This is a genomic window from Agromyces aureus (assembly GCF_001660485.1).
GTDB lineage: Bacteria > Actinomycetota > Actinomycetes > Actinomycetales > Microbacteriaceae > Agromyces > Agromyces aureus.
In genome coordinates, this window is the sequence record NZ_CP013979.1 from 2,612,134 (window position 1) to 2,638,864 (window position 26,731).

29 protein-coding genes are annotated in these 26,731 nt (G+C 70.4%); 14 read left to right on the forward strand and 15 right to left on the reverse strand.

Going from position 1 to position 26,731, the window contains the following annotated elements; genetic code table 11:
• Nucleotides 1–88 precede the first annotated feature (88 nt).
• The 3 genes from ATC03_RS11630 to ATC03_RS11640 form a co-directional block, all read right to left on the reverse strand.
• Nucleotides 89–1,459, reverse strand: coding sequence for a class II 3-deoxy-7-phosphoheptulonate synthase (locus ATC03_RS11630; protein ID WP_067877158.1), 1,371 nt, complete (start codon nucleotides 1,457–1,459; stop codon nucleotides 89–91).
• 80 nt (nucleotides 1,460–1,539) lie between these two features.
• The gene (locus ATC03_RS11635) at nucleotides 1,540–2,229 is read right to left on the reverse strand and encodes a lysophospholipid acyltransferase family protein (RefSeq protein WP_067877161.1); all 690 of its coding nucleotides are present in this window, start codon (nucleotides 2,227–2,229) and stop codon (nucleotides 1,540–1,542) included.
• 50 nt (nucleotides 2,230–2,279) lie between these two features.
• Nucleotides 2,280–3,233, reverse strand: coding sequence for an ROK family glucokinase (locus ATC03_RS11640; RefSeq protein ID WP_067877164.1), 954 nt, complete (start codon nucleotides 3,231–3,233; stop codon nucleotides 2,280–2,282).
• A gap of 154 nt (nucleotides 3,234–3,387) precedes the next feature.
• Here ATC03_RS11640 and ATC03_RS11645 point away from each other — a divergent pair, with 154 nt between their 5' ends.
• A complete protein-coding gene (locus ATC03_RS11645; RefSeq protein ID WP_067877167.1) occupies nucleotides 3,388–5,223 on the forward strand; it encodes an AMP-dependent synthetase/ligase in 1,836 nt (611 codons plus the stop codon).
• Nucleotides 5,224–5,310: 87 nt separating this feature from the next.
• Here ATC03_RS11645 and def read toward each other — a convergent pair whose 3' ends face one another.
• The 3 genes from def to ATC03_RS11660 are packed head-to-tail and all read right to left on the reverse strand — an operon-like array spanning nucleotide 5,311 to nucleotide 10,664.
• Nucleotides 5,311–5,802 (reverse strand): peptide deformylase, encoded by a 492-nt coding sequence (def, locus tag ATC03_RS11650; protein WP_067877169.1) that lies wholly within the window; start codon nucleotides 5,800–5,802, stop codon nucleotides 5,311–5,313.
• A gap of 11 nt (nucleotides 5,803–5,813) precedes the next feature.
• A complete protein-coding gene (locus ATC03_RS11655; RefSeq protein WP_067877171.1) occupies nucleotides 5,814–7,202 on the reverse strand; it encodes a MinD/ParA family ATP-binding protein in 1,389 nt (462 codons plus the stop codon).
• A 57-nt stretch (nucleotides 7,203–7,259) separates the two neighbouring features.
• The gene (locus ATC03_RS11660) at nucleotides 7,260–10,664 is read right to left on the reverse strand and encodes a pyruvate carboxylase (protein ID WP_067877175.1); all 3,405 of its coding nucleotides are present in this window, start codon (nucleotides 10,662–10,664) and stop codon (nucleotides 7,260–7,262) included.
• A 76-nt stretch (nucleotides 10,665–10,740) separates the two neighbouring features.
• Here ATC03_RS11660 and ATC03_RS11665 point away from each other — a divergent pair, with 76 nt between their 5' ends.
• On the forward strand, nucleotides 10,741–11,574 hold the full coding sequence (locus ATC03_RS11665) for a ParA family protein (RefSeq protein ID WP_067877178.1): 834 nt from the start codon (nucleotides 10,741–10,743) through the stop codon (nucleotides 11,572–11,574).
• Between the two features lie 164 nt (nucleotides 11,575–11,738).
• Here the strand turns inward: ATC03_RS11665 and ATC03_RS11670 are convergent, their stop codons facing one another.
• The 4 genes from ATC03_RS11670 to ATC03_RS11685 all read right to left on the reverse strand — a co-directional run bounded on the left by ATC03_RS11670 (nucleotide 11,739) and on the right by ATC03_RS11685 (nucleotide 14,179).
• Nucleotides 11,739–12,293 carry a MerR family transcriptional regulator gene (locus ATC03_RS11670; protein WP_067877182.1) on the reverse strand — a complete coding sequence of 185 codons (555 nt, stop codon included), beginning with the start codon at nucleotides 12,291–12,293 and terminating at the stop codon, nucleotides 11,739–11,741.
• Nucleotides 12,294–12,418: 125 nt separating this feature from the next.
• A complete protein-coding gene (gene ftsR / locus ATC03_RS11675) occupies nucleotides 12,419–13,108 on the reverse strand; it encodes a transcriptional regulator FtsR (RefSeq protein WP_067877184.1) in 690 nt (229 codons plus the stop codon).
• Nucleotides 13,108–13,617, reverse strand: coding sequence for an FHA domain-containing protein (locus tag ATC03_RS11680; protein ID WP_418117734.1), 510 nt, complete (start codon nucleotides 13,615–13,617; stop codon nucleotides 13,108–13,110). The genes ftsR and ATC03_RS11680 overlap by 1 nt, the downstream gene beginning before the upstream one ends.
• 1 nt (nucleotide 13,618) lies before the next feature.
• Nucleotides 13,619–14,179 carry a CDP-alcohol phosphatidyltransferase family protein gene (locus ATC03_RS11685; protein ID WP_232338864.1) on the reverse strand — a complete coding sequence of 187 codons (561 nt, stop codon included), beginning with the start codon at nucleotides 14,177–14,179 and terminating at the stop codon, nucleotides 13,619–13,621.
• 95 nt (nucleotides 14,180–14,274) lie between these two features.
• Here ATC03_RS11685 and ATC03_RS11690 point away from each other — a divergent pair, with 95 nt between their 5' ends.
• Nucleotides 14,275–15,108, forward strand: coding sequence for a DUF1295 domain-containing protein (locus tag ATC03_RS11690; RefSeq protein ID WP_067877190.1), 834 nt, complete (start codon nucleotides 14,275–14,277; stop codon nucleotides 15,106–15,108).
• A gap of 28 nt (nucleotides 15,109–15,136) precedes the next feature.
• Here ATC03_RS11690 and ATC03_RS11695 read toward each other — a convergent pair whose 3' ends face one another.
• Both ATC03_RS11695 and ATC03_RS11700 read right to left on the reverse strand, forming a co-directional pair.
• Nucleotides 15,137–15,586, reverse strand: a complete 450-nt coding sequence (locus ATC03_RS11695) for an NUDIX domain-containing protein (RefSeq protein WP_067877193.1) — start codon at nucleotides 15,584–15,586, stop codon at nucleotides 15,137–15,139.
• A gap of 34 nt (nucleotides 15,587–15,620) precedes the next feature.
• Nucleotides 15,621–16,175, reverse strand: coding sequence for a MarR family winged helix-turn-helix transcriptional regulator (locus ATC03_RS11700; RefSeq protein ID WP_152030933.1), 555 nt, complete (start codon nucleotides 16,173–16,175; stop codon nucleotides 15,621–15,623).
• A 55-nt stretch (nucleotides 16,176–16,230) separates the two neighbouring features.
• Between ATC03_RS11700 and idi the strand changes: the two genes are divergently transcribed.
• The 9 genes from idi to ATC03_RS11745 are packed head-to-tail and all read left to right on the forward strand — an operon-like array spanning nucleotide 16,231 to nucleotide 22,795.
• Nucleotides 16,231–16,773 (forward strand): isopentenyl-diphosphate Delta-isomerase, encoded by a 543-nt coding sequence (idi, locus tag ATC03_RS11705; protein WP_067882006.1) that lies wholly within the window; start codon nucleotides 16,231–16,233, stop codon nucleotides 16,771–16,773.
• Nucleotides 16,766–17,833 (forward strand): polyprenyl synthetase family protein, encoded by a 1,068-nt coding sequence (locus ATC03_RS11710; protein WP_067877199.1) that lies wholly within the window; start codon nucleotides 16,766–16,768, stop codon nucleotides 17,831–17,833. Before idi ends, ATC03_RS11710 begins: the two co-directional genes overlap by 8 nt.
• Nucleotides 17,830–18,774, forward strand: a complete 945-nt coding sequence (locus ATC03_RS11715) for a phytoene/squalene synthase family protein (protein ID WP_084003449.1) — start codon at nucleotides 17,830–17,832, stop codon at nucleotides 18,772–18,774. Before ATC03_RS11710 ends, ATC03_RS11715 begins: the two co-directional genes overlap by 4 nt.
• On the forward strand, nucleotides 18,771–20,405 hold the full coding sequence (crtI, locus tag ATC03_RS11720; protein WP_067877202.1) for a phytoene desaturase family protein: 1,635 nt from the start codon (nucleotides 18,771–18,773) through the stop codon (nucleotides 20,403–20,405). The genes ATC03_RS11715 and crtI overlap by 4 nt, the downstream gene beginning before the upstream one ends.
• The gene (locus ATC03_RS11725; RefSeq protein WP_074401028.1) at nucleotides 20,402–20,803 is read left to right on the forward strand and encodes a lycopene cyclase domain-containing protein; all 402 of its coding nucleotides are present in this window, start codon (nucleotides 20,402–20,404) and stop codon (nucleotides 20,801–20,803) included. The genes crtI and ATC03_RS11725 overlap by 4 nt, the downstream gene beginning before the upstream one ends.
• Entirely contained in the window at nucleotides 20,800–21,168 is a 369-nt protein-coding gene (locus tag ATC03_RS11730) for a lycopene cyclase domain-containing protein (protein WP_067877205.1), read from the forward strand. Before ATC03_RS11725 ends, ATC03_RS11730 begins: the two co-directional genes overlap by 4 nt.
• A 5-nt stretch (nucleotides 21,169–21,173) precedes the next feature.
• Nucleotides 21,174–22,067 (forward strand): prenyltransferase, encoded by an 894-nt coding sequence (locus ATC03_RS11735; RefSeq protein WP_067882014.1) that lies wholly within the window; start codon nucleotides 21,174–21,176, stop codon nucleotides 22,065–22,067.
• Between the two features lie 48 nt (nucleotides 22,068–22,115).
• A complete protein-coding gene (locus ATC03_RS11740; protein WP_227820081.1) occupies nucleotides 22,116–22,502 on the forward strand; it encodes an RNA-binding S4 domain-containing protein in 387 nt (128 codons plus the stop codon).
• Nucleotides 22,502–22,795 carry a GNAT family N-acetyltransferase gene (locus tag ATC03_RS11745; RefSeq protein WP_067877207.1) on the forward strand — a complete coding sequence of 98 codons (294 nt, stop codon included), beginning with the start codon at nucleotides 22,502–22,504 and terminating at the stop codon, nucleotides 22,793–22,795. The genes ATC03_RS11740 and ATC03_RS11745 overlap by 1 nt, the downstream gene beginning before the upstream one ends.
• A 53-nt stretch (nucleotides 22,796–22,848) precedes the next feature.
• On the opposite strand, the gene ATC03_RS11750 is transcribed toward ATC03_RS11745, so the two are convergent.
• The gene (locus ATC03_RS11750; protein WP_067877211.1) at nucleotides 22,849–23,613 is read right to left on the reverse strand and encodes an aggregation-promoting factor C-terminal-like domain-containing protein; all 765 of its coding nucleotides are present in this window, start codon (nucleotides 23,611–23,613) and stop codon (nucleotides 22,849–22,851) included.
• A gap of 242 nt (nucleotides 23,614–23,855) precedes the next feature.
• Between ATC03_RS11750 and ATC03_RS11755 the strand changes: the two genes are divergently transcribed.
• Complete coding sequence (locus ATC03_RS11755; protein ID WP_067877213.1) at nucleotides 23,856–24,269, forward strand: YchJ family protein; 414 nt, start codon at nucleotides 23,856–23,858, stop codon at nucleotides 24,267–24,269.
• Between the two features lie 24 nt (nucleotides 24,270–24,293).
• Here the strand turns inward: ATC03_RS11755 and ATC03_RS11760 are convergent, their stop codons facing one another.
• Entirely contained in the window at nucleotides 24,294–25,157 is an 864-nt protein-coding gene (locus tag ATC03_RS11760; RefSeq protein WP_067877216.1) for an MBL fold metallo-hydrolase, read from the reverse strand.
• Between the two features lie 201 nt (nucleotides 25,158–25,358).
• On the opposite strand from ATC03_RS11760, the gene ATC03_RS11765 reads away from it, so the two are divergent.
• Nucleotides 25,359–25,997 (forward strand): GTP pyrophosphokinase, encoded by a 639-nt coding sequence (locus ATC03_RS11765; protein ID WP_084003732.1) that lies wholly within the window; start codon nucleotides 25,359–25,361, stop codon nucleotides 25,995–25,997.
• 40 nt (nucleotides 25,998–26,037) lie between these two features.
• Here the strand turns inward: ATC03_RS11765 and ATC03_RS11770 are convergent, their stop codons facing one another.
• Nucleotides 26,038–26,712, reverse strand: coding sequence for an ArsR/SmtB family transcription factor (locus tag ATC03_RS11770; protein ID WP_161490338.1), 675 nt, complete (start codon nucleotides 26,710–26,712; stop codon nucleotides 26,038–26,040).
• Between the last annotated feature and the right edge of the window lie 19 nt (nucleotides 26,713–26,731).

A 26,731-nucleotide genomic window follows, 5' to 3' on the forward strand; every position in this document is an offset into this window, starting at 1 on the left:
CGGTCGCGACCTCACCTGCGCGCACCGGCGCGCAACGCAGAAGCGCGGCATCCGCTCATCGAGAACGGATGCCGCGCGCGCGGATGGATCAGCGGGCCGAGAGCTCCTCGGCCACGAGGAAGGCCAGCTCGAGCGACTGCATGTGGTTCAGTCGCGGGTCGCAGAGCGACTCGTACCGGGTCGCGAGCGAGGCCTCGTCGAGGTGCTCGGAGCCTCCGAGGCATTCCGTGACGTCGTCGCCCGTGAGCTCGACGTGGATGCCGCCCGGGAACGTGCCCGCTGCGCGGTGCGCCTCGAAGAAGCCCTTGACCTCGTCGACCACATCGTCGAAGCGACGTGTCTTGTAGCCGTTCGGCGTGGTGATGCCGTTGCCGTGCATCGGGTCGGTGACCCAGAGCGGCGTGGCGTCGCTGGCCTTGACGGCCTCGAGCAGGGGCGGCAGCCCGTCGCGGATCTTCGATGCGCCCATCCGGGTGATGAAGGTGAGCCGGCCGGGCTCGCGGTTCGGGTCGAGCTTGTCGATGAGCTCCAGCATGGTCTCGGGCGACGTGGTCGGGCCGAGCTTCACGCCGATCGGGTTGCGCACCCGCGACAGGAAGTCGACGTGCGCGCCATCGAGCTCGCGCGTGCGCTCGCCGATCCAGATGAAGTGCGCCGACGTGTCGTACGGCGTGCCCGTGCGGGAGTCGATGCGCGTCATCGGGCGCTCGTAGTCCATCAGCAGGCCCTCGTGGCCCGTGTAGAACTCGGTGTGCTTCAGCGCCTCGAAGTCGGCACCGCAGGCGTCCATGAACCGGACGGCACGATCGATGTCGCGCGCCATGGTCTCGTAGCGGGCGTTCGCGGGGTTCGCGGCGAAGCCCTGGTTCCACGAGTGCACCTGCCGCAGGTCGGCGAACCCGCCCTGCGTGAATGCCCGGATGAGGTTCAGCGTCGACGCGGCCATGTGGTAGCCGCGCACGAGCCGCGCCGGGTCGGCGTTGCGCGACTCGGGCGTGAAGTCGTAGCCGTTCACGATGTCGCCGCGGTAGGCGGGCAGCGTGACGTCGCCGCGGGTCTCGGTGTCGCTCGAGCGGGGCTTGGCGAACTGCCCGGCCATGCGGCCCATCTTCACGACGGGCATCGAGGCGCCGTACGTGAGCACGACGGCCATCTGCAGCACGGTCTTGACCCGGTTGCGGATCTGGTCGGCCGTGGCGCCCGCGAAGGTCTCGGCGCAGTCGCCGCCCTGCAGCAGGAAGGCCTCGCCGCGCGACGCGGCGGCGAGCCGGTCGCGCAGGTTGTCGACCTCGCCCGCGAACACCAGGGGCGGCAGCGTGGCCAGCTCGGCGGATGCCGCGGCCGCCGCTGCGGCGTCGGGCCACTGCGGCTGCTGCTTGATCGGCAGGGTGCGCCAATAGTCGAGGCCGTCGATCACGGAAGGATCTGCATTGACGACGGGCTCGACGAGCTGTACCACGGATATGTCCTGAGGGGTTTCGGGGCGCGGGGCGCCGGTGACTTGAGATCGGGGGCGCGAGCGCGCCACACCTTTCGAGACTACCCCGATTGCGCGGCGCGTTGCTCCCGCACGGAACTCGCGTAGACGTCGACGTAGTCCTGCCCGCTCAGGGCGCGGAGCGAGTGCACGAGTTCGTCGGTGACCGACCTCAGGACGAAGCGATCGCCCTCGAGGCCCTCGAAGCGCGTGAAGTCGATCGGCTCGCCGATGATGATGCCGATGCGGCGGACCTTCGGAAGGCGGGTGCCAATGGGCATGACCTTCTCGGTGTCGATCATCGCCACCGGGACGACCGGCACGCCCGCCTCGAGCACCATGCGCGCGACACCGGTGCGGCCGCGGTACAGGCGGGCGTCGGGGCTGCGCGTGCCCTCGGGATAGATGCCGAGGATGCCGCCGCCGCCCAACACGCGGAGTCCGGTGGCGAGCGAGGCCTCGGACGCCTTGCCGCCCGACCGGTCGATCGGGAGCTGTCCGGCGGCCTGGAAGAACATCTTCGTCGCCCAGCCCTTGAGCCCCTTGCCCGTGAAGTACTCGCTCTTGGCGAGGAACACGACCGGACGATCGACGATGAGCGGCAGGAAGATCGAGTCGATGAAGGAGAGGTGGTTGCTGGCGAGCACCACGGCCCCCTGCTTCGGGATGTTCTCGAGGCCGACGACCCAGGGCCGGAAGATCGCGAGGAGGATCGGTCCGACCACGATGTGCTTCATGATCCAGTAGAACACCGCGCTGTCGCTCCTTCCGCTCGCCGGGTCAACCCTATCGCCGGAGCGCGTCAGGCGTGCTCGGCCGCCCAGACGCGCGCGAGATCCGCGGCGCCGACCACGCCCGCGTCGTTGACGAGCTCGGCGATGACGAAGTCCGGCTCGGGGTGGTACCCGCGGGCGGGAAGGTGCTCGAGGTACGCCTCGCGGATCGGGCCGAGGAGCAGCTCGCCCGCCGCGGCGACGCCGCCGCCGAAGACGAAGCGCTGCGGGTCGAGCACGGCCGAGATCGACGCCGAGGCCTCGCCGAGCCAATGCCCGAGCTGTCGGAGCGCGGCGATCGCGCCCGGGTCCTCGGCTTCGATCATCTTGCCGACGATGCCGCCGTCGAGTGCACCGCTCGCCTCGCGGGCGCGAGCCAGCTGCAGGCCGATGCCACCGGCATCCGCGATCTCGTTGGCCATGCGCAGCAGTGCGCGACCCGAGCCGTACATCTCGATGCAGCCGCGCTGGCCGCAGCCGCACGGAAGGCCGCCCGGCACGACCCTGAGGTGGCCGAGCTCGGCTCCGGCGCCGAACCCGCCGCGGAACAGCCGATCGCCGGCGACGATCGCGCCGCCGACGCCCGTGCCGATCGTGAGCATGACCATGTCGCTCACCATGCGGCCCGCGCCGAACCTGAACTCGGCCCAGCCGGCGGCATTCGCGTCGTTGTCGACCACCACGGTCGCGCCCACGCGGGCCTCGAGCTTGGCGCGGAACGGCTCGTTGCGCCAGTCGATGTTCGGCGCGTAGTAGACGGTCGACTGCGCGGCGTCGATGAACCCCGCAGCCGCCACGCCGACGACCACGTCGTCGGCCGCACCGTCGGAGAGCGTGCGGATCATCTCGACGACCGCGTCTTCGAGCAACTGCGAATCGCCGGCTGGCGTAGGAACACGTTCGCTGCGGACGATGCCTCCGGCCTCGTCGACGACCGCTCCCGCGATCTTGGTTCCGCCGATGTCGATGCCGATCGCGTGCACGGTGGATCGCCTTTCCGTTGGGCTGCCGTGGGAGGGTTGCGCGCCGCCCGGGCACTGGGATCCGAGGGCAACCACTAGAGTGTAATGGACCGGGACGTCTCCCCTACAGCGGCCCGGGAGCCCCCCGTTCGACCCCGGTGCCGAAGGAGCTACCGTGATTCAGTTCGAAACCCCCGCTGTCGTCCCCGCCGATCCCGAAGCGAACACGACGGACCTGCTGGTCCAGCGTGTCGCGGCGACTCCAGACTCCGTCCTCTTCTCGCTGCCGACCGCCGACGGCGGCTGGTCGCCCGTGACGACCCGCGAGTTCTACGACCAGGTCATCGCCCTCGCCAAGGGGTTCGTCGCCGCCGGCATCCAGCCGGGCGACAAGGTCGGCCTCATGAGCAAGGTGCGCTACGAGTGGACCCTCATCGATTTCGCGATGTGGTTCGCCGGCGGCATCCTCGTGCCCGTCTACGAGACGAACTCCCCCGCGCAGGTGCGGTGGAGCCTCAGCGACTCGGGCGCGATCGCCGCGATCCTCGAGACCGCCGACCACTTCACGCGCTTCGACGAGGTGCACCCCGACCTCCCCGAGATCCGCAGCACGTGGCAGATCGACCTCGGAGACCTCGACAAGCTCGTCGCCGCAGGTGTCGACGTGCCCGATGAGGAGATCGAGCGTCGCCGCAACCTCGCCGTCGGCTCCGACATCGCGACCCTCATCTACACGTCGGGTTCGACCGGCAAGCCGAAGGGCTGCGTGCTCACGCACTCGAACTTCGTCGAGCTCTCCCGCAACGCGGGCGTGGCGCTCTCCGACGTCGTGGCCGACCCGAACGGGGCTTCGACCCTGCTGTTCATCACGACCGCGCACGTGTTCGCCCGCTTCATCGCGGTGCTGAGCGTGCACGCGGGCGTGCGCGTCGGGCACCAGGCCGACACCAAGCAGCTGCTTCCCTCGCTCGCGAGCTTCAAGCCGACGTTCCTCCTCGCGGTGCCCCGCGTCTTCGAGAAGGTCTACAACGTCTCGGAGCAGAAGGCCGAGGCCGGCGGCAAGGGCAAGATCTTCCGTGCCGCAGCCGAGACCGCGGTCGCCTACTCGAGCGCGAAGGAGGCCGGCGACCGCATCCCGCTCGGCATGAAGCTGAAGTTCAAGCTCTTCGACACGCTCGTCTACTCGAAGCTCCGCGCGGCCATGGGCGGCAACGTCAAGTACGCCGTCTCCGGTTCGGCACCGCTCGGCCCGCGCCTCGGACACTTCTACCACTCGCTCGGCATCACGATCCTCGAGGGCTACGGCCTCACCGAGAGCACCGCGCCCGCGACCGTGAACCTCACGACCCGCTCGAAGATCGGCACCGTCGGACCCGCACTTCCCGGCGTCGCGGTGCGTCTCGCCGATGACGGCGAGATCCAGATCAAGGGCATCGACATCTTCAAGGAGTACTGGAACAACCCCGAGGCGACCGCTGAGGCGTTCGACGGCGAGTGGTTCAAGACCGGCGACCTCGGTTCGTTCGACGACGAGGGCTTCCTCACCATCACGGGCCGCAAGAAGGAGATCATCGTCACCGCCGGTGGCAAGAACGTCTCCCCCGCAATGCTCGAGGACCCGATCCGGGCCAACCCGCTCGTCGGGCAGGTCGTCGTCGTCGGCGATCAGAAGCCGTTCATCTCGGCCCTGATCACGCTCGACGCCGAGATGCTCCCGGTGTGGCTGAACAACAACGGCGAAGACGCGACCATGACGGTCGAGGAGGCCGCTCTGAACCCGGCCGTGCTCGCCGAGGTGCAGCGCGCGATCGACACCGCGAACGACCACGTGTCGCGCGCCGAGTCGATCCGCAAGTTCGCGATCCTCCCGGGCGAGCTCACCGAGGCGAGCGGTCACCTCACGCCGAAGCTCAGCATCAAGCGCAACGTGATCCTGCAGGACTTCGCGCCGCAGATCGAGGGCATGTACGCCGGCGCCCCCGCGACCGAGGGGCACTCGATCATCCGCTGACGATCGAGCCGACGTCGAAGGGCCCCGCGGAGACATCCGCGGGGCCCTTCGTCGTTCGCGCTGCGGCCGAACCGAACGCGGTGCGGGTCAGAACCAGTCCGACTCGCGCACCGCGCGCATCGCGGCACGACGTTCGTCCTTCTCGAGCCGGTCGAGGTAGACGAGCCCGTCGAGGTGATCGCACTCGTGCTGCAACGCCTGCGCCATGAGGCCGGTGCCCGAGAGCTCGATCTCATTGCCGTCGAGGTCGATGCCGCGCACCCGGGCGAACGGGTAGCGCGGGGTCTTCTGCCAGAGACCCGGCACCGAGAGGCATCCCTCGTCGATGAGTTCGAGGTCGCCGGATGTCTCGACGACGACGGGATTGATGATGTACCCGACGTCGCCGTCGACGTTGTAGCTGAACACCCGCAGGTTGACCCCGATCTGCGACGCGGCGACGCCGGCTCGGCCGGGCACCCGCACGCTGTCGATCAGGTCGGTCACGAGCGAGCGCACGCGATCATCGACCTGTTCGACGGGGGCTGACACGGTCTTCAGTACTGGGTCGCCGAACAGGCGAATGGGTCGTTCCGGCAAAGCCGCTCCGTTCAATGGCCGCCGCGGTCGACGGGCAGCCCCTCCACGACGAGCGCGGCGAGCTCGCGTGCGGCGTGGCGCGTGACGGGACGGAGTTCGTCCCAGTGCACCACGGATCCGGCGGCCAGTTGGGGGTCGTACGGGATGCGCACGATCTCGCGGACCCTCGACTGGAAGTGGGCTTCGATCTCGTCGACCTTGACCAGGTGCGTGCCCTGCGTCGCGAGGTTGATCGCGACGATGGCGTTGCGCACGAGTTCGCCGAAGCCGTTCGCCTCGAGCCACGTGAGGGTCTCGGAGGCGAGTCGGGCCTCGTCGACGCTGCCGCCCGAGACGATCACGATCGAATCGGCTCGCTGCAGGGTCGCGCGCATGACGGAGTGGACGATGCCGGTGCCGCAGTCGGTGAGCACGAGCGAGTAGTAACGGGCTGCCAGCCCGGCGACGACGTTGTAGTCGTCGTCGTTGAACGCTTCGGACAGCGTCGGGTCGGTGTCGGAGGCGAGGATGTCGAGGCGGGTCTCGTCGCGCGAGACGAACGCCGAGAAATCGGTGTACCCGCCGATGGAGGACGCGCGCGTGACGACGTCGCGCACGGTCTCGCGGGTCTGGCGGTCGACCCGCTCCGCCAGTGTGCCGCGGTCGGGGTTCGCGTCGATCGCGATGATGCGGTCGTCGCGCGCGTCGGCGAGGGCCATGCCGAGCAGGGTCGTGATCGTGGTCTTGCCGACCCCGCCCTTGCGGGTCAGCACCGGCACGAAACGTGCACCGCCGTCGAAGCGGCGCTGGATGCGGGCGCTCAGTTCTTTGTAGGCGCGGGCCTTGGCCGAGTCGCCCAGGTTGACCAGGTGCAGCGACGCCTCGTAGACGAACCGGTTGAAGCCGCCGTGCGGCGCCGGTCGCGTCGTGCGGTTGAGGTCGATGAGCCGGTCGGCGGTGAGGGATTCGGACGTCTCGGGAACCTCGGCGGGCGTCGCGGCATCCGTCGGCACGTCGACGATCGCCACGTGGCTGCCGGTGTCGGTGCTGACCCGCTCACGCCGGAGCCTCGAGGCGTCGGCCGCGAGCAGCGCGCCGTACGGCGACGGATCGGCGTGGGCTCCGGATCGGGCGGACGCGCCCGCGAGAGCCGGAGTGATGACCTCGACCGACGTGGTGGTCGGACCCGCGACGAGCCCACCGGGATCGACCGCGACGTCGTCGATGGCCACGGCCACCTCGTCGTCGGGCATGACGGGTCTCGGCGACGGCGGAAGGTCGACGCGGATGTTCAGGCTGTCGGGAATCGTCGCCGCCGAGTGCGCCCCGTTCGACGCGTCTTGCGCGGACCGATCGATCGCCGCAGTGCGGCCACCCGAGCGCCTGGACGCCGAGTGATCGTCTCCCCTGTTGTCTGCCACCGATAACCCCTCCTCAGTGCGAACGTGAGCCCACGTTACCGAGAGCTCACGCTCAGCCTACAGCGGACGAACGACGACGAGGAGGTCGCCGGCCTCGACCTGCTGCGTCTTCGGGATGGCGACGCGCTCGAGCACACCGGCGACCGGCGACGTGATCGCCGCCTCCATCTTCATCGCCTCGATCGACGCGACGCTCTGACCGACGGCGATCTCGGCGCCCGGCTCGACCTGCAGGGTGACCACGCCGGAGAACGGCGCTGCGATGTGGCCCGGCTGCGTGGCATCCGCCTTCTCGGCCGCGCGCGAGTCGACCTCGATGCTGCGGTCGCGCACGAACACCGGCCTCAGTTGACCGTTCAGGATGGTCATGACCGTGCGCATGCCCTTGTCGTCGGCCTCGCCGATGGCCTCGAGCCCGGCGTACAGCCGCACGCCGCGGTCGATCTCGACCACGTGCTCCGAACCCTGTCGGAGTCCGTAGAGGTAGTCGATGGTGTCGACGACCGAGAGGTCGCCGAAGAGCTCGCGGATCTGCTCGAACTGTCGGGTCGGCGCCGGGAAGAGCAGGTTGTTGAGCATCGCACGACGCGTCGTGCTGTCGCCCTCGAGTGCGGCGATCTGCTCGGCGGTCAGCTCGGTGACGCCGGTGCGCACGTCGCGGCCGGCCAGCACCTTGGTGCGGAACGGCTCGGGCCAGCCGCCGGGCAGGTCGCCGAGCTCGCCCGCCATGAAGCCGATGACCGAGTCGGGAACGTCGTACTTCTCGGGGTTCGCCTCGAAGTCGGCCGGATCGGCGCGCACCGCGGCCAGGTGCAGCGCGAGGTCGCCGACGACCTTGGACGACGGCGTCACCTTCGGCACGCGACCGAGGATCTTGTCGGCCGCGGCGTACATGTCCTCGATGAGCTCGAAGTCGTCGGCGAGGCCGAGTGCGATGGCCTGCTGGCGCAGGTTCGAAAGCTGGCCGCCCGGGATCTCGTGGTGGTACACGCGGCCCGTGGGGCCGGGCAGCCCCGACTCGAACGGCTTGTAGACGCGACGCACGGCCTCCCAGTACGGCTCGAGGTCGGAGACGGCCTGCAGCGAGATGCCGGTGTCGCGATCGGTGTGCGCGAGGGCCGCGACGAGCGACGATGCCGACGGCTGGCTCGTGGTGCCGGCCATGGGCGCGCTCGCGACGTCGACCGCGTCGACGCCGGCGCGGCTCGCGGCGAGCAGCGTCGCGAGCTGGCCGCCCGCGGTGTCGTGCGTGTGCAGGTGCACGGGCAGGTCGAAGCGCTCGCGGAGCGCCGACACGAGCTTCTCGGCAGCAGCCGGGCGCAGGAGGCCCGCCATGTCCTTGATGGCGAGGATGTGCGCACCCGCGGCGACGATCTCGTCGGCGAGGCCCAGGTAGTAGTCGAGCGTGTACAGGTCTTCTGCCGGGTCGAGCAGGTCGCCCGTGTAGCAGAGGGCCACCTCGGCGACCGCGGTGCCGGTCGCGAGCACCGACTCGATCGCCGGGCGCATCTGGTCGACGTCGTTCAGCGCGTCGAAGATACGGAAGATGTCGACGCCCGTCGCGGCGGCCTCGCGCACGAACGCGTCGGTCACCTCGGTGGGGTACGGCGTGTAGCCGACCGTGTTGCGACCGCGGAGCAGCATCTGGATGTTGATGTTCGGCAGCGCTTCACGGAGCGCTGCGAGCCGCTCCCAGGGGTCTTCGCCGAGGAACCGCAGCGCGACATCGTAGGTCGCGCCGCCCCAGGCCTCGACCGAGAGGAGCTGCGGGGTCATGCGCGCGACATACGGTGCGACGGCGACGAGGTCTTTCGTGCGAACCCGGGTCGCCAGCAGCGACTGGTGCGCGTCGCGGAAGGTCGTGTCGGTGACGGCGAGCGGGGTCTGCGCGCGGAGCGCGGCCGCGAACGCCGTCGGGCCGAGCTCGAGCAGCTGCTGGCGCGAGCCGGCGGGTGCGGGCGCCGCGAGGTCGATCGGGGGCAGCTTCTCGACCGGGCTGACGGTGGTGGGCGCCTGCCCGTTCGGCTGGTTCACCGTGACGTCGGCGAGCCAGTTCAGGATCTTCGTGCCGCGGTCCTTCGACACGCGACCGCGGAGCAGCTGCGGGCGTTCGTCGATGAACGATGTGCTGAGGTCGCCCGCGATGAACGCCGGGTCGTCGAGCACGGCCTGCAGGAACGAGATGTTCGTCGACACGCCGCGGATGCGGAACTCCGCGAGGGCGCGTCGGGAGCGTGCGACCGCCGACGGGTAGTCACGGGCGCGGCAGGTCAGCTTCGCGAGCATCGAGTCGAAGTGCGGGCTGATCTGGGCACCGGGATTCACGGTTCCACCGTCGAGGCGGATGCCGGCACCGCCGGGCGAACGATAGGTCGTGATCTTGCCGGTGTCGGGGCGGAATCCCGCGGTCGGATCCTCGGTCGTGATGCGGGTCTGCAACGCAGCACCGCGGAGCTTGATGTCGCCCTGCTCGAGCCCGAGCTCCACGAGCGTCTCGCCCGCCGCGATGCGGATCTGGGAGACCACGAGGTCGACATCGGTGACCTCTTCGGTGACCGTGTGCTCGACCTGGATGCGCGGGTTCATCTCGATGAACACGTGCTCGCCGGCACGCTCGCCCGCGGTGTCGAGTAGGAACTCGACCGTGCCGGCGTTCACGTAGCCGATCGACTTCGCGAACGCGATCGCGTCGCGGTAGAGCGCCTGGCGGACGTCGTCGGAGAGGTTCGGCGCCGGCGCGATCTCGATGACCTTCTGGTGACGCCGTTGCACGGAGCAGTCGCGTTCGAACAGGTGAACCGTCTCACCCGTGGCATCCGCGAGGATCTGGACCTCGATGTGACGGGGACGCAGCACGGCCTGCTCGAGGAACATCGTCGGGTCGCCGAAGGCGCTGTCGGCCTCGCGCATGGCCTCCTCGAGGGAGGAGCGCAGGTCGTCTTTGGAATTCACGCGGCGCATGCCGCGGCCGCCGCCGCCGGCGACCGCCTTGGCGAAGATCGGGAAGCCGATCTCGTCGGCCTGGGCGACGAGCGCCTCGATGTCGCGCGAGGGCGGCGTGGACTTGAGTACCGGAACGCCGGCCGCGATCGCGTGCTCCTTGGCGGTGACCTTGTTGCCCGCCATCTCGAGGACGTCCTTCTTCGGACCGATGAAGGTGATGCCCGCAGCCTCGGCCGCCTCGGCGAGCTCGGGGTTCTCGGAGAGGAATCCGTAGCCCGGGTAGATCGCGTCGGCGCCGGACTCCTTCGCGACGCGGATGATCTCGGAGACGTCGAGGTAGGCGCGCACCGGATGCCCCGGCTCGCCGATCTGGTAGGCCTCGTCGGCCTTCAACCGGTGCAGCGAGTTGCGATCCTCGAAGGGATACACCGCGACGGTCTTCGCACCGAGTTCGACGGCCGCTCGGAACGCCCGAATGGCGATCTCTCCGCGGTTGGCTACCAGAATCTTCGAGAACATGCAGGCCTTTCGGTGGGGGTTTCCGCACAGCGAACGTTTAGGTTTCGCCCAAGCAATAGAGGTAGCGTATCTGTTCGTGCACGTACTCAGCGTCAGTTCCCTCAAGGGCGGTGTCGGCAAGACGACCGTCACCCTCGGACTGGCGTCGGCGGCGTTCGCCCGCGGCGTCAGGACCCTCGTCGTCGACCTCGATCCGCAATCGGACGTCTCCACCGGCATGGACATCCAGGTCGCCGGTCACCTCAACGTGGCCGACGTGCTGGCGTCGCCCAAGGAGAAGATCGTCCGTTCGGCGATCGCGCCCAGCGGGTGGGCCAGGTCCAACCCGCAGTCCACGATCGATGTCATGATCGGCAGCCCGTCGGCCATCAACTTCGACGGGCCGCACCCCTCGATCCGCGACATCTGGAAGCTCGAAGAGGCCCTCGCCAACGTCGAGTCCGACTACGAACTCGTGCTCATCGACTGCGCCCCGTCGCTCAACGCGCTCACACGCACGGCCTGGGCCGCGAGCGACCGTGTCGCCGTCGTGACCGAGCCCGGCCTGTTCTCGGTCGCGGCCGCCGACCGCGCGCTGCGCGCGATCGAGGAGATCCGCCGCGGCCTCTCCCCCAGGCTCCAGCCGCTCGGCATCATCGTGAACCGGGCCCGCGTGCAGTCCCTCGAGCACCAGTTCCGCATCAAGGAACTGCGCGACATGTTCGGCCCGCTCGTGCTCTCGCCGCAGCTGCCCGAGCGCACCTCGCTGCAGCAGGCGCAGGGTGCCGCGAAGCCGCTGCACATGTGGCCGGGCGAATCGGCCGAGGAGATGTCGGCGAACTTCGACCAGTTGCTCGAGCGCGTCCTGCGCACCGCGCGCATCGGCGAGTTCGCGTCGGCTCCGTACGAGCTCGAGTCTCCGCTCGCCTGAGCCTGAGCCTGCGCCCCGACTCGTTCGCGTTCGTCGGTCGCTCCGTCGCGGTCTGCTCGCGGCCATCGCTCCGTTGAACGTGCGAGTCGACGTCGGTGCACCCCGCATCAGCAATCGCGGCGGACCGTCGGAAGCGGCGACCCGTCAGAGACCGGAACGCATCGTCAGGAGATGCGGCGGGACCTGACTCCGCGGCGAGCAGCCAGCTCGTCCATCGGATCGGCCGTCTGGGTGTCGAGCTCCACGAGCGAGTTCTCGACTTCGCGGAGCACCTTGCCGACGGCGATGCCGAAGACGCCCTGTCCGCGGTTGACGAGGTCGATGACCTCGTCGTCGGAGGTGCAGAGGTAGACGCTGGCGCCGTCGCTCATGAGCGTGGTCTGCGCGAGGTCTTCGACCCCGGACTCGCGCAGCTGCGTGACCGCGGTGCGGATCTGCTGCAGCGAGATGCCCGTGTCGAGCAGACGCTTGACGAGCTTCAGGACCAGGATGTCGCGGAAGCCGTACAGGCGCTGCGACCCAGAGCCGGCCGCACCGCGAACGGTGGGTTCGACGAGCTGCGTGCGGGCCCAGTAGTCGAGCTGCCGATAACTGATGCCGGCGGCGCCCGCCGCGACCGCGCCGCGATAGCCGGTGCCGTCTTCATGCTCGGGCATGCCATCGGTGAAGAGCAGGCCGAGGTCGTATCGATCGCGCGCGCTCCGGTCGAGCTCACTCATGCGATCCCCTCACTCTCTGCCACCTCACCCCGGCGGGGCATCGACCACGCTACCGAGGTGAGGGGTCGCGACCAAACACATCCGGCCGAACGTCACGGCGTGTCGCGTTCGAGTTCAGCGGGCGCTCAGCGGACGAGCTTGGCGAGGGTCGCCCGCACGACCTCGGCGCGAACGCACTCGAGTCGGGCGGCCAGCTCGGCGGCGTGCTCCGAGACGCGCGCCCTGCCCGCGGCATCCGACCGCCTCGACGGGGCGATCGCGCGCTCGATGAGGGCGGCCTCGCGCTCGGCGGCCGCCCGCAGCGATCGCAGATGACGCGGCTCGATGCCGACGTCGCGGAGTGCCACGAGCGACTCCAGCACTCGGAGATCCTCGTCGTCGTAGGGTTCGGCCGAGGTCATGAGCGACATCGCGACCGCATCGTCGAGCAGGCCTCGCGGCGCCTTCGCGGTCGCGATGAGCTCGTCGCGGGAGAGTCGGCGCGCGCCGAGGAATCCGCGCGCATCGGTCGCTCCCGGCAGGGCCGGGGTGTCACCGGCGTCGATGGCCTCGAGATGTGCGCGGATGACCTTCAGCGGCAGGTAGTGGTCGCGCTGCATGGAGAGCACGAGCGTGATGCGCTCGACGTCGGCCGTGGAGAACTTGCGGTACCCGGCCGCGGTGCGGGCCGGGAACACGAGCTGCTGCTCTTCGAGAAAGCGGAGCTTCGATGGCGTCAGGTCGGGGAACTCGGGCTGCAGGCGCGCGAGAACCTGGCCGATGCCGAGCAGGGGGGCCGAGCCGCTCGCATTCGTGGCGGCGGCGAGGCCCGGCACTAGCTGCTCGCCAGCGGCGCCAGGTCGCGGCGCGATGCGTAGAACGTGAGTCGGAACTTGCCGATCTGCACCTCGGCGCCGTCGCTGAGGAGCGCGGTCTCGATGCGCACCCCGTCGAAGTACGTGCCGTTCAGCGACGAGAGGTCCTTCACCTCGAACGCCGTGCGGTGGCGCACGAACTCGGCGTGCCGGCGCGAGACCGTGACGTCGTCGAGGAAGATGTCGGCGTCGGGATGACGCCCGACCGTCGTGAGGTCGGTGTCGAGCAGGAATCGTGCCCCGCTGTTCGGCCCGCGACGCACGATGAGCAGTGCCGACCCCGACGGCAGCGCCGCGATCGCCTCTTGCTCCTCGGCCGTGATGTCGGCGTCGACGATCGACAACTGCGCGGCCGCTTCTCGGCTGAAGCCGATCGTCGTGCCGGCCGTGTTGCTGTCTCCGAACTCGCCGTTCGTCGTCGTGCGGCCGCCCTCAGCGCCGCCAGCCTGTGAAATGTCGGTATCCGCCACGCTAGCCTCCCTCTTCAAGCGTATCCGATCGAGACCCATCCGCCACCCGTGGAATGCGGATGACGCGTGCCGTCTCGATCGCGTAGATGACGCCCGCCCACCAGTAGAGGAACGCGCCCCAGATCGTGATGGCCCAGCCGACGGGCGCGCTCACCGGCTCCACTGCCGGGAATGCGAGACCCAGCATGATGACCGGGAGGCCGAAGAACAGCGCGAAGGTCGCGACCTTGCCCAGTTGATGCACCGGGAGCGGGCCGTAACCGTGATTCGCGAGCACCACTCCGAGGATGAGCAGGAACACGTCGCGGGCGACGATGACGATCACGATCCACCAGGGAACGAGGGCGTTCGCGGCGAGGCCGACGAGGGCGGCGAAGATGTAGAGCCGATCTGCGGCGGGGTCGAGCAGCTGCCCGAGTCGCGTGATCTGGTCGAGACGCCGTGCGAGGTAGCCGTCCAGCAGGTCGGTGAGGCTGGCCGCGACGAGCACGACGAGCGCGGTGACGTACTCGCCCGCCACCACGGCCCAGAGGAAGACGGGGACGAGCAGGAGTCTGAGCATGCTGAGGATGTTCGGAATCGTCCAAACCTGCGATCCGACCGCCCCCGCGCTCCGCCCAGCCACACGGCGATCCTATCGACCCCTAGAATCCAGCCATGACTGCCCTCGCCGTGTGTCTGGTGCTCTGCGCCGCGATCACCGCCGCCACCTGGATCCTCTCGCTCATCACGAACGAGCACTCCTGGGTCGACCGCATCTGGTCGATCGCGCCGATCGCCTACGTCTGGGTGTTCGCGGCGTCGAGCGGCTTCGACCCGCGACTCGTGCTCATGGCGCTGCTCGTGACCGCGTGGGGCGCACGCCTCACCTTCAACTTCGCGCGGAAGGGCGGCTACCGCCCCGGGGGTGAGGACTACCGATGGGCGGTCCTTCGCGAGCGGATGCCGCGGCTCGGGTTCGCGGCGTTCAACCTGTTCTTCATCTCGATCTACCAGAACGCGCTGATCCTGCTCATCACCCTGCCGGCGCTCACCGTCGCCGAGGCGGCGGGCACGCCGCTCGGCATCTGGGACGTGGTGCTCGCGGTCATGTTCCTCGGGTTCCTCGTCGGCGAGACGATCGCCGACGAGCAGCAGTGGCGGTTCCACCGGTGGAAGGCGACCGAGCGGGCGGCCGGGCGTACGCCGACCCCGGGATTCCTGCAGTCGGGCCTGTTCGCCGTGTCGCGGCATCCGAACTTCTTCTTCGAACAGGCGCAGTGGTGGACCTTCTACGGCTTCGCGATCGCGGCGACCGGCGCATGGCTGCACTGGAGCATCGCGGGCGCCGTGCTGCTCACCCTGCTGTTCGCGGGGTCGACGGTGTTCACCGAGTCGATCTCTCGGGGCCGCTACGCCGACTACGACGCCTACCGCTCGCGGGTGTCGGCGGTCGTGCCGTGGTTTCCGCGCGCGACGCGGGCCGAGGCATCCGTCACCGCCGGTCGCTGACGGCCCGACGACCCGATGGCCCGACAGCTCAGAGGCGAGCCCGCAGGCCTGGCCAGGCCTCGGCGAACCGCGGATGCAGCGGCAGCGCGTCGACCTCGTCGATGGGCGTCCAGGCGACCGTGATGGACTCGGGGTCGCCGATGAGCGGCTCGAACCGGCGCTCGGCCGTGGCGACGACGGTCGTGTACGACCAGTAACCGAGGTCGAGCACGCTCGAGAACCGCACGGCGAGCGCGTCTGCGGGAACGCCGGCCTCTTCGCCCGCCTCGCGGAACGCGGCCTCGCGGGCGGTCTCATGCTCGTGGCGGGCACCGCCCGGCATGCCCCAGGTGCCGCCGAAGTGGCTCCACTCGGCGCGGTGCTGCAGCAGGACCTCGCGGTCGGCGCTCACGACGAGCAGGCCGGCCGCGCCGAAACGCCCCCAGTACCGCGCCCCGTCGGGACCCTCGACCCACCCGTCGCCGCTCGCTCCGCTCATGCCTCAAGCATGGCCCACGGACGGCGCCGGCGGCTCACTCCGTGACGCCGGGTGGCGGACCCGGCCGTGGAGCCGACTGCTCGGGTGTCGCGTCGAGCGGCGGCGCGATCGCGTCGGCCAGCAGATCGAGGAAGCGGATGAGCACGCGCTGCTCGGCGGGGCCGAAGGACTCCGCGACGCGGCGCAGGCGCTCGTGCATGGGTCCGAGCGTGCGATGCAGGCGTTCGTGCGCCTGCGGCAGCGCGCGCAGCGACAGGATCCGTCGATCGGTCGGATGGGGTTCGCGCGCGAGGTCGCCGCTCGCGACGAGCCTCGCGACGAGCTTCACGGTGGCGGCGGTCGTGACGCCCAGTTCACGGGACAGGCCGGCGCTCGTCGGCAGTCGGCCGGCGCGCTCCTCGGCGACGATCCAGCGCAGCGCCGCGGCATCCGTGTCCCCCATGTCCATGTCGATGCGGAGGCGGCGGCGCATCTCGGCCTCGGCGGCGCGGTGGCGGCGGACGGCCTCGAGCAGGGCCACGGTGCCATCGCCGTCGGCGGCGTACCAGTAGCGCCCTGCTCTCGAACTTTCGATTGTTCCCTCGGCCACGCTGCAATGGTAACGTCACAATCACTAACTTGGTTAGCGATTCCGGGAGGCCATGATGACCATCGCAATCGACCTCATCGACGACGACGTCGTCCTGCTCGACGACTTCGGCACACCGATCGGCACCGCGCCGAAGAGTGCGGCGCACGGCCCGGACACCGCGCTGCACCTCGCGTTCTCGTGCCACGTGCTGAACGCGGAGGGCGAGGTGCTCGTCACCCGGCGTGCGCTCACGAAGCAGGCATGGGCCGGCGTCTGGACGAACTCGTTCTGCGGGCATCCGAAGCCGTCGGAACCGCTCACGGCCGCCGTGCGCCGACGCGCCGAGTTCGAGCTCGGCCTCGAACTGGATTCCCTCGAACTCGCGCTGCCCACCTTCCGCTACCGCGCGGTCGACGCCGACGGCACCGTCGAGAACGAGATCTGCCCCGTGTACATCGCGACCGTCTCGGGCGAGCCCGACCCCAACCCGCGCGAGGTCGTCGAGTACCGGTGGGTCCGACCGGCCGAACTGCGGCAGGCGATCGAGGCAGCGCCCTGGGCCTTCAGCCCGTGGCTCGGCCTCCAAGCCGGACGGCTGGAGCTCTACCGTGACTGATCTCGCGCCGCCCGCCGCGACCGGTTCGGACACCGACATCGAACACGAGCTCGGCACGCTGTTCGCCGACGCCCGCCGCCGTGCCGGCGACCTCGACCCGCACTACGCGGCACTCTGGACGTCGCTGGCCAAGCAGAGCTCCGGTGGCAAGCGGATCCGGCCCCAGCTGGTCCGGATGGCCTACCGGGGACTCGGCGGAACCGATGCGACCCTCGCGACGCGCGTCGCCGTCGCCTTCGAGCTGCTCCACACGGCCTTCATCATCCACGACGACGTCATCGACCGCGACTCCGTGCGTCGCGGCGACCCGAACATCTCCGCGAGATTCGCCGCCCGCGCGATCCGCAACGGGACCGACGAGCGCACGAGCGAGATCTGGGGAGAGACCGCCGCGGTGCTCGCGGGCGACCTCGCGCTGAGCCTCGCGCACCGCGAGCTCGCACTGCTGCCCGTCGACACGAAGCGCCGCGAACGCCTGCTCGACATCCTCGATCGCGCCGTGTTCGTCTCGGCGGCCGGCGAGCTCGCCGACGTCGTGAACGCCGGTGCCGCAGAACCCACGAGCATGCCGCGCGTGCTCTCGACGCTCGAGCAGAAGACCGCCGTCTACTCGTTCGAATGCCCGCTCTCGGCCGGGGCCGTGCTCGCCGGAGCCCCGGAGCCGTCGATCGCGGCGCTCGAGCGCTTCGGACGGTTCATCGGCATCGCGTTCCAGATCACCGACGACGTGCTCGGCGTGTTCGGCGACCCCGCCGTCACCGGCAAGTCCGCGGCATCCGACCTGCGCGAGGGCAAGCGCACGGCCCTCATCGCCCACGCGGCGACCACGTCGGAGTGGCCCCGCATCGCCGCCGGACTCGGCGACCCGGCGCTCGACGACGCCGAGGCCGACGAGCTCCGCGAGGCGCTTCGCGACTGCGGCGCGCTCGACACCGCGATGGCGCTCGCCGAGGAGCACGTGACGCTCGCCAGGTACGAGCTCGATACGGCCGACCTGCCGCCGGAACTCACGGCCGAACTCGGCGCGATCGCCCGCCGAGCGGTGGAGCGGGCCCGATGAGCCGCACACGGGGTTCCCTGCCGAGCGCCGCCGAGCAGACGGCCGCACGGTCCGAGCTGCTCGCACGCTACGACGACGCGGCGGTGGCGAGCGCGGCGACGGTCATCAGCCGCTACTCGACCTCGTTCGGCGCCGCGGCGCGACTGCTCGACGCCCCGGCGCGGCGCGGCATCCGCTCGATCTACGCGCTCGTGCGGGTGGCCGACGAACTCGTCGACGGCACCGCTGCGGCAGCCGGCCTCGCGCCGGTGGAGCTGCGTCGTGTGCTCGACGAGCTCGAGGCCGAGACCGAGGTCGCGATGACCCGCGGATTCTCGACCAACCTCGTGGTGCACGCGTTCGCGACGACGGCGGTCGCCGTCGGCATCGGGCCGTCGCTGACGCGTCCGTTCTTCGCGTCGATGCGACGCGACCTCGACCCGAGCCCGATCCGCGACGACGAGGTCGGGCCCTACATCCACGGGTCGGCCGAGGTCGTCGGCCTGATGTGCCTCGCGGTGTTCCTCGCCTGCGAGGAGGCGGCCGACCCCACCATGGCGCCCGACGCCGAACGTCGGCAGCGCCTCGAGCACGGCGCGGTCCACCTGGGCGCGGCGTTCCAGAAGATCAACTTCCTGCGCGACCTCGAGACGGACTGGCGCACGCTCGGTCGCAACTACTTCCCGTGGTGCGACCCCGACGCCTTCACCGAGGCCGACAAGATCCGGATCCTCGACGACATCGACGACGACCTCGCGATCGCGGGTCGATCGATTCCCGAACTCCCCCGGCGAGCCCGCGGTGCGGTGCTCTCGGCGCACGGGTTGTTCGCCGGACTCGCCGCACGCTGCCGCGCGACCCCGGCCGCCGAGCTCATGTCCACCCGGATCCGGGTTCCGGACGCCGCGAAGCTCGCGATCGTCGCACGCTCGATGATCGCGGCGGCGGGAGGGTCGCGATGATCGGCGGTTCGGAGCGCATCGCGGTCATCGGCGGCGGCATCGCCGGACTCGCGACGGCGGCGCTCCTCGCGCGCGACGGACACCGCGTGACCCTGCTCGAAGCCTCCTCCGTGGTCGGCGGCCGCGCCGGAACGTGGAGTCGCGACGGCTTCCGTTTCGACACGGGCCCATCGTGGTACCTCATGCCGGAGGTCTTCGAGCACTTCTTCCGACTGTTCGGCACGAGCGCCGAGCGTCAGCTCGAGCTCACCAAGCTCGACCCCGGATACCGGGTGTACGCCGACGGCTACGCCGACGCCATCGACATCCGCTCGACGAGGGCCGAGAACGTCGCGCTGTTCGAATCGGTCGAGCCGGGCGCGGGCGCGGCGCTCGAACGCTATCTCGATTCGGCCGCGTCGACGTACGACATCGCCCGTCGCCGATTCCTCTACACGAACTTCGACGGCGTGCGCGGCTTCGCCTCCCCCGAGGTGCTGCGGGGCGCTGCACGGCTCACGGGCCTGCTGACGACGCCGCTCGACCGGTTCGCGGCACGTGCCGTGCACGACCGGCGACTGCAGCAGGTGCTCGGCTACCCGGCGGTGTTCCTCGGATCGGCGCCGTCGATGACGCCCGCGATGTACCACCTCATGAGCCACATGGACCTCGAGCAGGGCGTGTTCTACCCGCAGGGCGGCTTCTCACGGCTCATCGAGGCGATCGCGTCGATCGCGTCGGAGGCCGGCGTCGAGATCGTCTGCAATGCGAGGGTCGAGCAGATCGAGATCACGGGCGAGTCGGAGCCGTCGGTCACGGGCGTCCGCTTCGTCGAGGCGTCGGGTGCGGTGCGGCGCGTGCCGGCCCACCGGGTCGTCTCGGCCGCCGACCTGCACCACACCGAAACCGAACTGCTCCCGCCGCACGCGCGCACCTATCCCGAACGCTGGTGGGATCGGCGCACCTCCGGGCCCGGCGCGGTGCTCGCGATGCTCGGCGTCCGCGGCGAGGTGCCCGGGCTCGCCCACCACACGCTGTTCTTCACCGAGGACTGGCGCGAGAACTTCGGCCGCATCTTCGGCGCCAACCCGTCGGTGCCCGACCCTGCGTCGTTCTACGTCTGCATGCCCAGTGCGACGGATGCCTCGGTGGCGCCGCCCGGCGACTCGAACCTGTTCGTGCTGGTTCCGGTGCCCGCCGACGTCTCGATCGGTCGCGGTGGCGAGGACGGTCGCGGCGATCGGCTCGTCGAGGCTGCGGCCGACCGGGCGATCGCCCGCATCGCGGAGGTCGCGGGTGAGCCCGACCTGGCCTCGCGCATCGTGGTGCGCCGCACCGTCGGGCCGGCCGACTTCGCGGCCGACCTGAACTCGTGGCGCGGCGGAGCCCTCGGGCCCGCCCACACGCTCCGCCAGAGCGCGTTCCTGCGCGGCTCGAACCGGTCGCGTCGGGTGCGCGGCCTGCTCTACGCCGGCGGATCGAGCGTGCCGGGGGTCGGCCTGCCGATGTGCCTCATCAGCGCCGAGAACGTCGTGAAGCGCGTGCGCGGCGACCGCACGAGCGGCCCGCTGCCCGAGCCCGAGCCGGGAGCGCCGGTCGCACCCGCCGCTCCCCCGGCATCCACCGGCTCGAAGACCAGGGTGCCGAGGTGACCGGCGTCGTCTATCTCGCCGCGCTCCTGGCGTCGATCGGCGCGATGGCCCTCATCGACGCCCGCTGGCGGATCGCGTTCTGGCGCGATCCGCTGTCGGCGGGGGTCGCGGTCGGCGTCGGTACCGCCATGCTGCTCGTCTGGGACCTCGTCGGCATCGGATTCGGCGTGTTCTTCCGCGGCGAGTCGATCTGGGCGACGGGGCTGCTGCTCGCTCCCGAGCTGCCGATCGAGGAGCCCGTGTTCCTCGCGTTCCTCTGCTACCTCTCGCTCATCGTCGTGCTCGGTGTCGAACGCCTGCTCGCCGCGCGTCGGTCCTCGCGTCGGTCCGATCGCACCTCGCCGACCGCCGGCACGGTCGAGCTCGGGGCGGATGCCGCGAGGGAGGCCCGCACGTGACGTACCTGCTGATCTGCGTGCCGTTCCTGCTCGTCTCGGCGATCGTCGCCGTGGTCGCGCAGCGGAGGATCGAACCCGGGGCACGCGCCCGACGCACGATCGCCCTCGCCGTCGGCGCCGGCATCCTGCTCGTGCTGACGGCCGTGTTCGACACCGTGATGATCGCGGCCGGCCTCTTCGGCTACGCCGAGGGCACCCGGCTGGGGGCGACGATCGGGCTCGCCCCGGTCGAGGACTTCGCGTATCCGATCGCCGCGGTGCTCCTGGTGCCCGCGGTGTGGACCCTCATGACGACGCGGCGCGGCGCGGCGCGCCTCCGGGCCGCTTCCCCGGCTGACGATCACACCGAGGGAGGCGCGCAGTGACCGCCATGCGATCCGCGCCGGCGCGGTCGCGCGCCGTGCAGGTGCTCATCTCGTCGCGCCCCATCAGCTGGATCAACACCGCGTTCCCGTTCGCTGCCGCGTACCTGCTGACCACGGGCCGCATCGACGTGATGTTCGTCGTCGGAACCCTCTTCTTCCTCGTGCCGTACAACCTGCTCATGTACGGCGTGAACGACGTCTTCGACTACGAGTCCGACCTGCGCAACCCGCGCAAGGGCGGCGCCGAGGGCGCGCTCCTCGACCCGTCGCTGCATCGCACCGTCGTGTGGGCCGGCGTGATCACGGCCACCCCGTGCCTCGTGGTCATGCTGTGGTCGGCCGGCACGGGGCATCCGTGGTCCTGGGTCGTGCTCGCCGCGAGCCTGTTCGCGGTGTTCGCCTACTCGGTGCCCGGGCTGAGGTTCAAGGAGCGACCGGTCCTCGACTCGCTCACCTCGAGCTTCCACTTCGTGAGCCCCGCGCTCTACGGCCTCGCCGTCGCCGGTGCCTCGACGACGCCGCAGCTCGTCGCACTGCTGATCGCGTTCTTCTGCTGGGGCATGGCGAGCCACGCGTTCGGTGCCGTGCAGGACGTCGTACCCGACCGCGAGGCCGGAATCGCCTCGATCGCGACGGCCTTCGGCGCCAGGGCGGTCGTGCGCCTCGCGCTCGCGCTCTGGGCGCTCGCGGGCGTCCTGATGCTCGCGACCGAGTGGCCGGGACCGCTGGCGAGCCTGCTCGTGGTGCCCTACCTGGTGGTCGTGTGGCCGTTCCGCTCGATCGACGACGCGCACTCGGGCGACGCGAACCGAGGATGGCGCCACTTCATCGCCCTGAACTACGGGGTCGGGTTCCTCGTGACGATGCTGCTGATCTGGTGGGCGGCGATCCGGGCGTAGGCCCGTCGAAGCGTGCAGGGAGGTGCGGCCCGCGCGTAGGCTGGCCGCATGCCCACGCCGATCTCGGACTCCCCCGTGCGCATCGACGCATGGCTCTGGGCCGTGCGGCAGTACAAGACCCGTTCGGCGGCGACCGCGGCATGCCGCGCCGGCCATGTGCGCGTCAACGGCGAACGCGCGAAGGCCGCGCAGTCCGTTCGTCCGGGCGACGAGGTGCGCGTCAGGGTCGACGGCTTCGACCGGCAGCTCATCGTGCGCGCGACGCTCGTGAAGCGCGTGTCGGCGACGATCGCGGCCACGGCCGTCGAGGACCGCACGCCGCCACCGCCACCGCGCGAGACCGTCGCGATCCTCCCGGTGCGCGACCGCGGGGCCGGACGCCCCACGAAACGCGAGCGACGAGACCTCGAGAAGCTCCGAGGCAGGGAGGCCTGATGCGCAAGGACTTCACCCACGAACCGGATGCGGACCGGTACGTGCTGCGTCTCGACGACGAGATCGCGAGCGTGCTCGACTACCGGGTGCTCGGCGATGCGATCGCGATGACGCGGGCGTTCACGAATCCGCGCCATCGCGGTTCGGGACTCGCGGGCGAACTCGTGGCCTACGCCGTCGACGACGTCGAGGCGACCTCTGGCCGCCACGTGGTGCCGAGCTGCTGGTACGTGGCCGAGTGGTTCGATCGGCATCCGGAGCGTGCGCAGCTGCTCCGCCCGCGGTCGACCTGATCGGTCGAGCTGCGAGCGGAGCGGACTGCGGCGCGGCCGCGGTCAGGGCCGGATCAGTACCAGTCGACCGACTGCGAGTGCGACCATGCGCTGCAGGGCGAACCGTACGAGCCGGCGATGTAGCCGAGGCCCCACTTGATCTGCGTGGCGGCGTTCGTCTCCCAGTCGGCGCCGGCCGTGGCCATCTTGCTTCCGGGCAGCGACTGCGGGATGCCGGTGGCGCCGCTCGAGCCGTTGTACGCCGTGTACGACCACTGGGATTCCTTGGTCCACAGCTTGTTGAGGCACTGGAACTGGTCGTCGCCCCAGCCGTACATCGACGCGGCGAGCGAGCGAGCGGTCGCACGGGCGCCGTCGGGCGTGTTCGCGTTCGCGAGCGCCTGGGCGGCCTCGGCGGCGGCCGTCTCGGCGGCGATCCGCTGCTGCTCGTCATAGGCCTTGGTCGCGGCGGCGGTCTTCGCCGCTTCGGCCCTGGTCTGCTTCGTGAGGCCGACGATGGCCTCGGTCGGGATGACCTGGTAGTCGCTGAGCGAGGCGACGGAGGCCTGCAGGCCCGAGGCGTCCACCTTGCCGTCGGCGGCGGCGAGCGTCGCGTTGGCCAGCGTGATGGTGTCCTTCGCCTGCGAGGCGGCCTTGGCGGCGGCGATGCCGCTGTAGACGCCGAGGCCGTCACGGCTCAGACCGGTCGCCTGCGTGAGCTGTGCGGTCGCGTCGATGCGCTCCTGCGTCTTCACGGCGTCCTGCACGGCGAAGCCGGTGCCGACGACCAGCCCGAGGGCGGCGACCGCACCGACCGCGATTAGACGCTGACGGTTCACGCGGCGCGTGCGGTTGCCGCGCCTTGTGTCATGGAGTTCGGGGGTGGTATTCGAGCGTTCTGAGGCTGCATTCGAGAAGGGGCGCATGAATCCTGAGCGCTCGGGAATCGGGGGAATCGGGGGACGCGCCCGCCGAGCTCGGGCACAAGGCACAAACTCTGCCGGTGCTTTCTGTACGGATCCTCATTTCTCGCTGTGCGGTCCATGACCGCACCCCGACTCGCCCCCGGAATACTGGGGGGATGGCGCAAACCTCCGAATCCCCTGAGTTCCCCGCTTCGGGCAACCGCTGTCCCTGCACGAGCGGACTCGCATTCGGCGAGTGCTGCGGGCGGCGGATCGTCGGCGGCGAGCCCGCGCCGACTGCCGCGCAGCTCATGCGCTCGCGGTTCACGGCGTTCGCGATCGGCGACGTCGAGTACCTGCTCGCGACCTGGCATCCGTCGACGCGACCACCTGCGCTCGACCTCGATCGCGACCTCAGGTGGACGCGACTGGACATCCTGCGCACCGAGCAGGGCGGACCGCTCGATCGCGACGGAGTCGTCGAGTTCGCCGCGCACTACCGGCACGCTGGCGAGCGCGGCGTCCAGCAGGAGGTCAGCACCTTCGTGCGAGAGCAGGGTCGCTGGTACTACGTCGACGCGCTCGACTGAATCGGCGCCGCACCGGCCGACCGCTCACGCGTCGCCCGCACCGCCCTCGTGGAGGGGACGACCATCGAGCGCGAGGTAGGCGCGCTCCACGGCGCCGACGAGCCCGTCGGCCGGGAACGGCCACTCGGCATGCGCCGCCAGCACGCCGTCGGTCGGCACGCCCAGCGCGTGCGCGGCGGCGAGTCGCTCGGCGATCACCCGCAGCTCGCCGGACTGCCGTGCGACGAAGGCCCGGTCGACGACCGCCCCGTGCCCGGGGATCACGAGATCGCCGTCCTGCATGCCGGCGACGAGCTCGTCGAGCACGTCGGGCCAGGTCAACGGGTAGGAGCCGGAACCGTACATGGGCGGCCCCGACTCCTCGACGAGGTCGCCGAGCACCCACACCCTCGCATCGGGTACGAACAGCACCAGATCGGTGTCGCTGTGGGCCGGCGACTGCGGCAGGAGCCGCACGATGCGCGCGCCGAGATCCAGGTCGACGGGTTCATCGAGCGGATGCGTCGGCGGCATGAGTTCGACGTCGGCCCACGCCCTGGCCGGCTCGCGCGACGGGTCGATGCGCCACGCGGCGAGTCGTGGCCCCTCGTACCGCGCGAAATGCGCCGCGATGAGCGCATGACCGTGGATCGCGACATCCGGAACGCCGGTCCTGAACGCCTGGTTGCCGAACGTGTGGTCGAAGTGGGCGTGCGTGTTCACGAGCCCCAGCACCGGCCGGTCGAAACGCGAGCGCACATCGTCGAGGATCTCGGCACCCTCGACGGGATCGCCGCCCGCGTCGACCACGAGCAGCCCGTCGGCGCCTTCGACGACCACGACGGACAGATCGAACGGTCCACCGCGGCGCTGGTGCACGCCCTCGGCGACGGTGGTCCAGGTCGGCATGCCCGAAGCCTAGGTCATCGGCCGCGCTGCCACCGGCCTTCGACCACCGGCCTCGGTCAAAGGGAATGCAGAGGTTCGCCTCGTACGGTGGAACACGTGACTGCGATCGAACCCACCGCCGACCGCGACGCCGGCGGCCGAGGCCTCACCGAGCGGGCTCAGCGCGCGATCGAGGCGATCGACGGCAGCACGCTCGAAGAGATGCGCACGCTCCGCGATGAGACCGAGCGCTTCATGCTGCGCTACAAGTTCGGCATGGACGAGGTGATCACGAAACTCTCCATCCTTCGCGAGGAGTTCGGGCAGACGCATGCGTACAACCCGATCGAGCACATCTCGAGCCGCCTGAAGAGCCTCGACAGCGTCATCGAGAAGCTCGAGCGCAAGGGCATCGACCCCACCTTCGACTCGATCCGCGAGACGATCACCGACATCGCCGGCGTGCGCGTGACCTGCAGCTTCGTCTCCGACGTGTACCGGGTCGCCGAACTGCTCACCGCGCAGGGCGACATCCGCGTGCTGAAGAAGAAGGACTACATCGCGGCGCCGAAGGAGAACGGCTACCAGAGCCTGCACCTCATCGTCGAGGTGCCCGTCTTCCTCTCGACGGGCACGCACCTCGTGCCCGTCGAGGTGCAGGTGCGCACGATCGCCATGGACTTCTGGGCGAGCCTCGAGCACAAGATCTACTACAAGTACGACGGCCAGGTTCCGTCGGCGCTGGTCGACGACCTGACGGATGCCGCGCACACGGCCTCCGAGCTCGATGCGCGCATGGAGCGACTGCACCGCGAGCTGCACGGCGAGCGGCCCTCGAGCCGTCGACCGATCGCCATCTGAGCCGAGCGAGCACAGCGGGGAGCAGGCGACGTCGACGGACTCAGGCGAGGGCGGCGAGCACGTCCCGGCCGGCGTCGGTCAGCTTGAGCGATCGATCGTGTGCCAGGCCGATCGCCCAGCCGCGCTCGAGGAAGGCGCTCCGGATGTCGGCGCCGAGAGCGCCCGCGATGTGCGGCCGGCGCTCGGTCCAGTCGAGGCACCCACGCACGGCCGGGCGTCGGCCCGAGCCGGTCTCGTGACGGAGCCCGATGAGCTGCGCGGCGCGCCCTTCGCCGGTGATCTCGCCGACGTCGCCGGCCACGAGCGGAGCGATCGACCCCTCCTCGACGAGCGCGTCGGCGACGACGAGCGCGACGCGGCCGGCGAGGTGGTCGTAGCAGGACCGCAGCTCGGCCAGCCGCAGCGCGGTCGACGACTGGCGGAGCGAGGTCACGCGCTGGCGCGGTGCGATGCGCTGGAGCGCCTCGACGGCATCGGCGACGCTCGCATCGGCGAGCGAGAAGTAACGGTGGCGGCCGAGGCGACGATCCACGAGCAGTCCGCCCTCGACGAGCTGCGCGAGATGCGCGCTCGCGGTCGGCGGGCGCACCCCGGCGATGGCCGCGAGCTCGCTCGCCGGGCGGGCACCGCCGTCGAGGAGGGCGACGAGCATCGCCGCCCGCGCCGGCTCGCCCATGAGCCTGGCGGGGTGGGAGAGGTCTGCGTCGCCGTTCACGTCGCCAGCGTACGCCGAC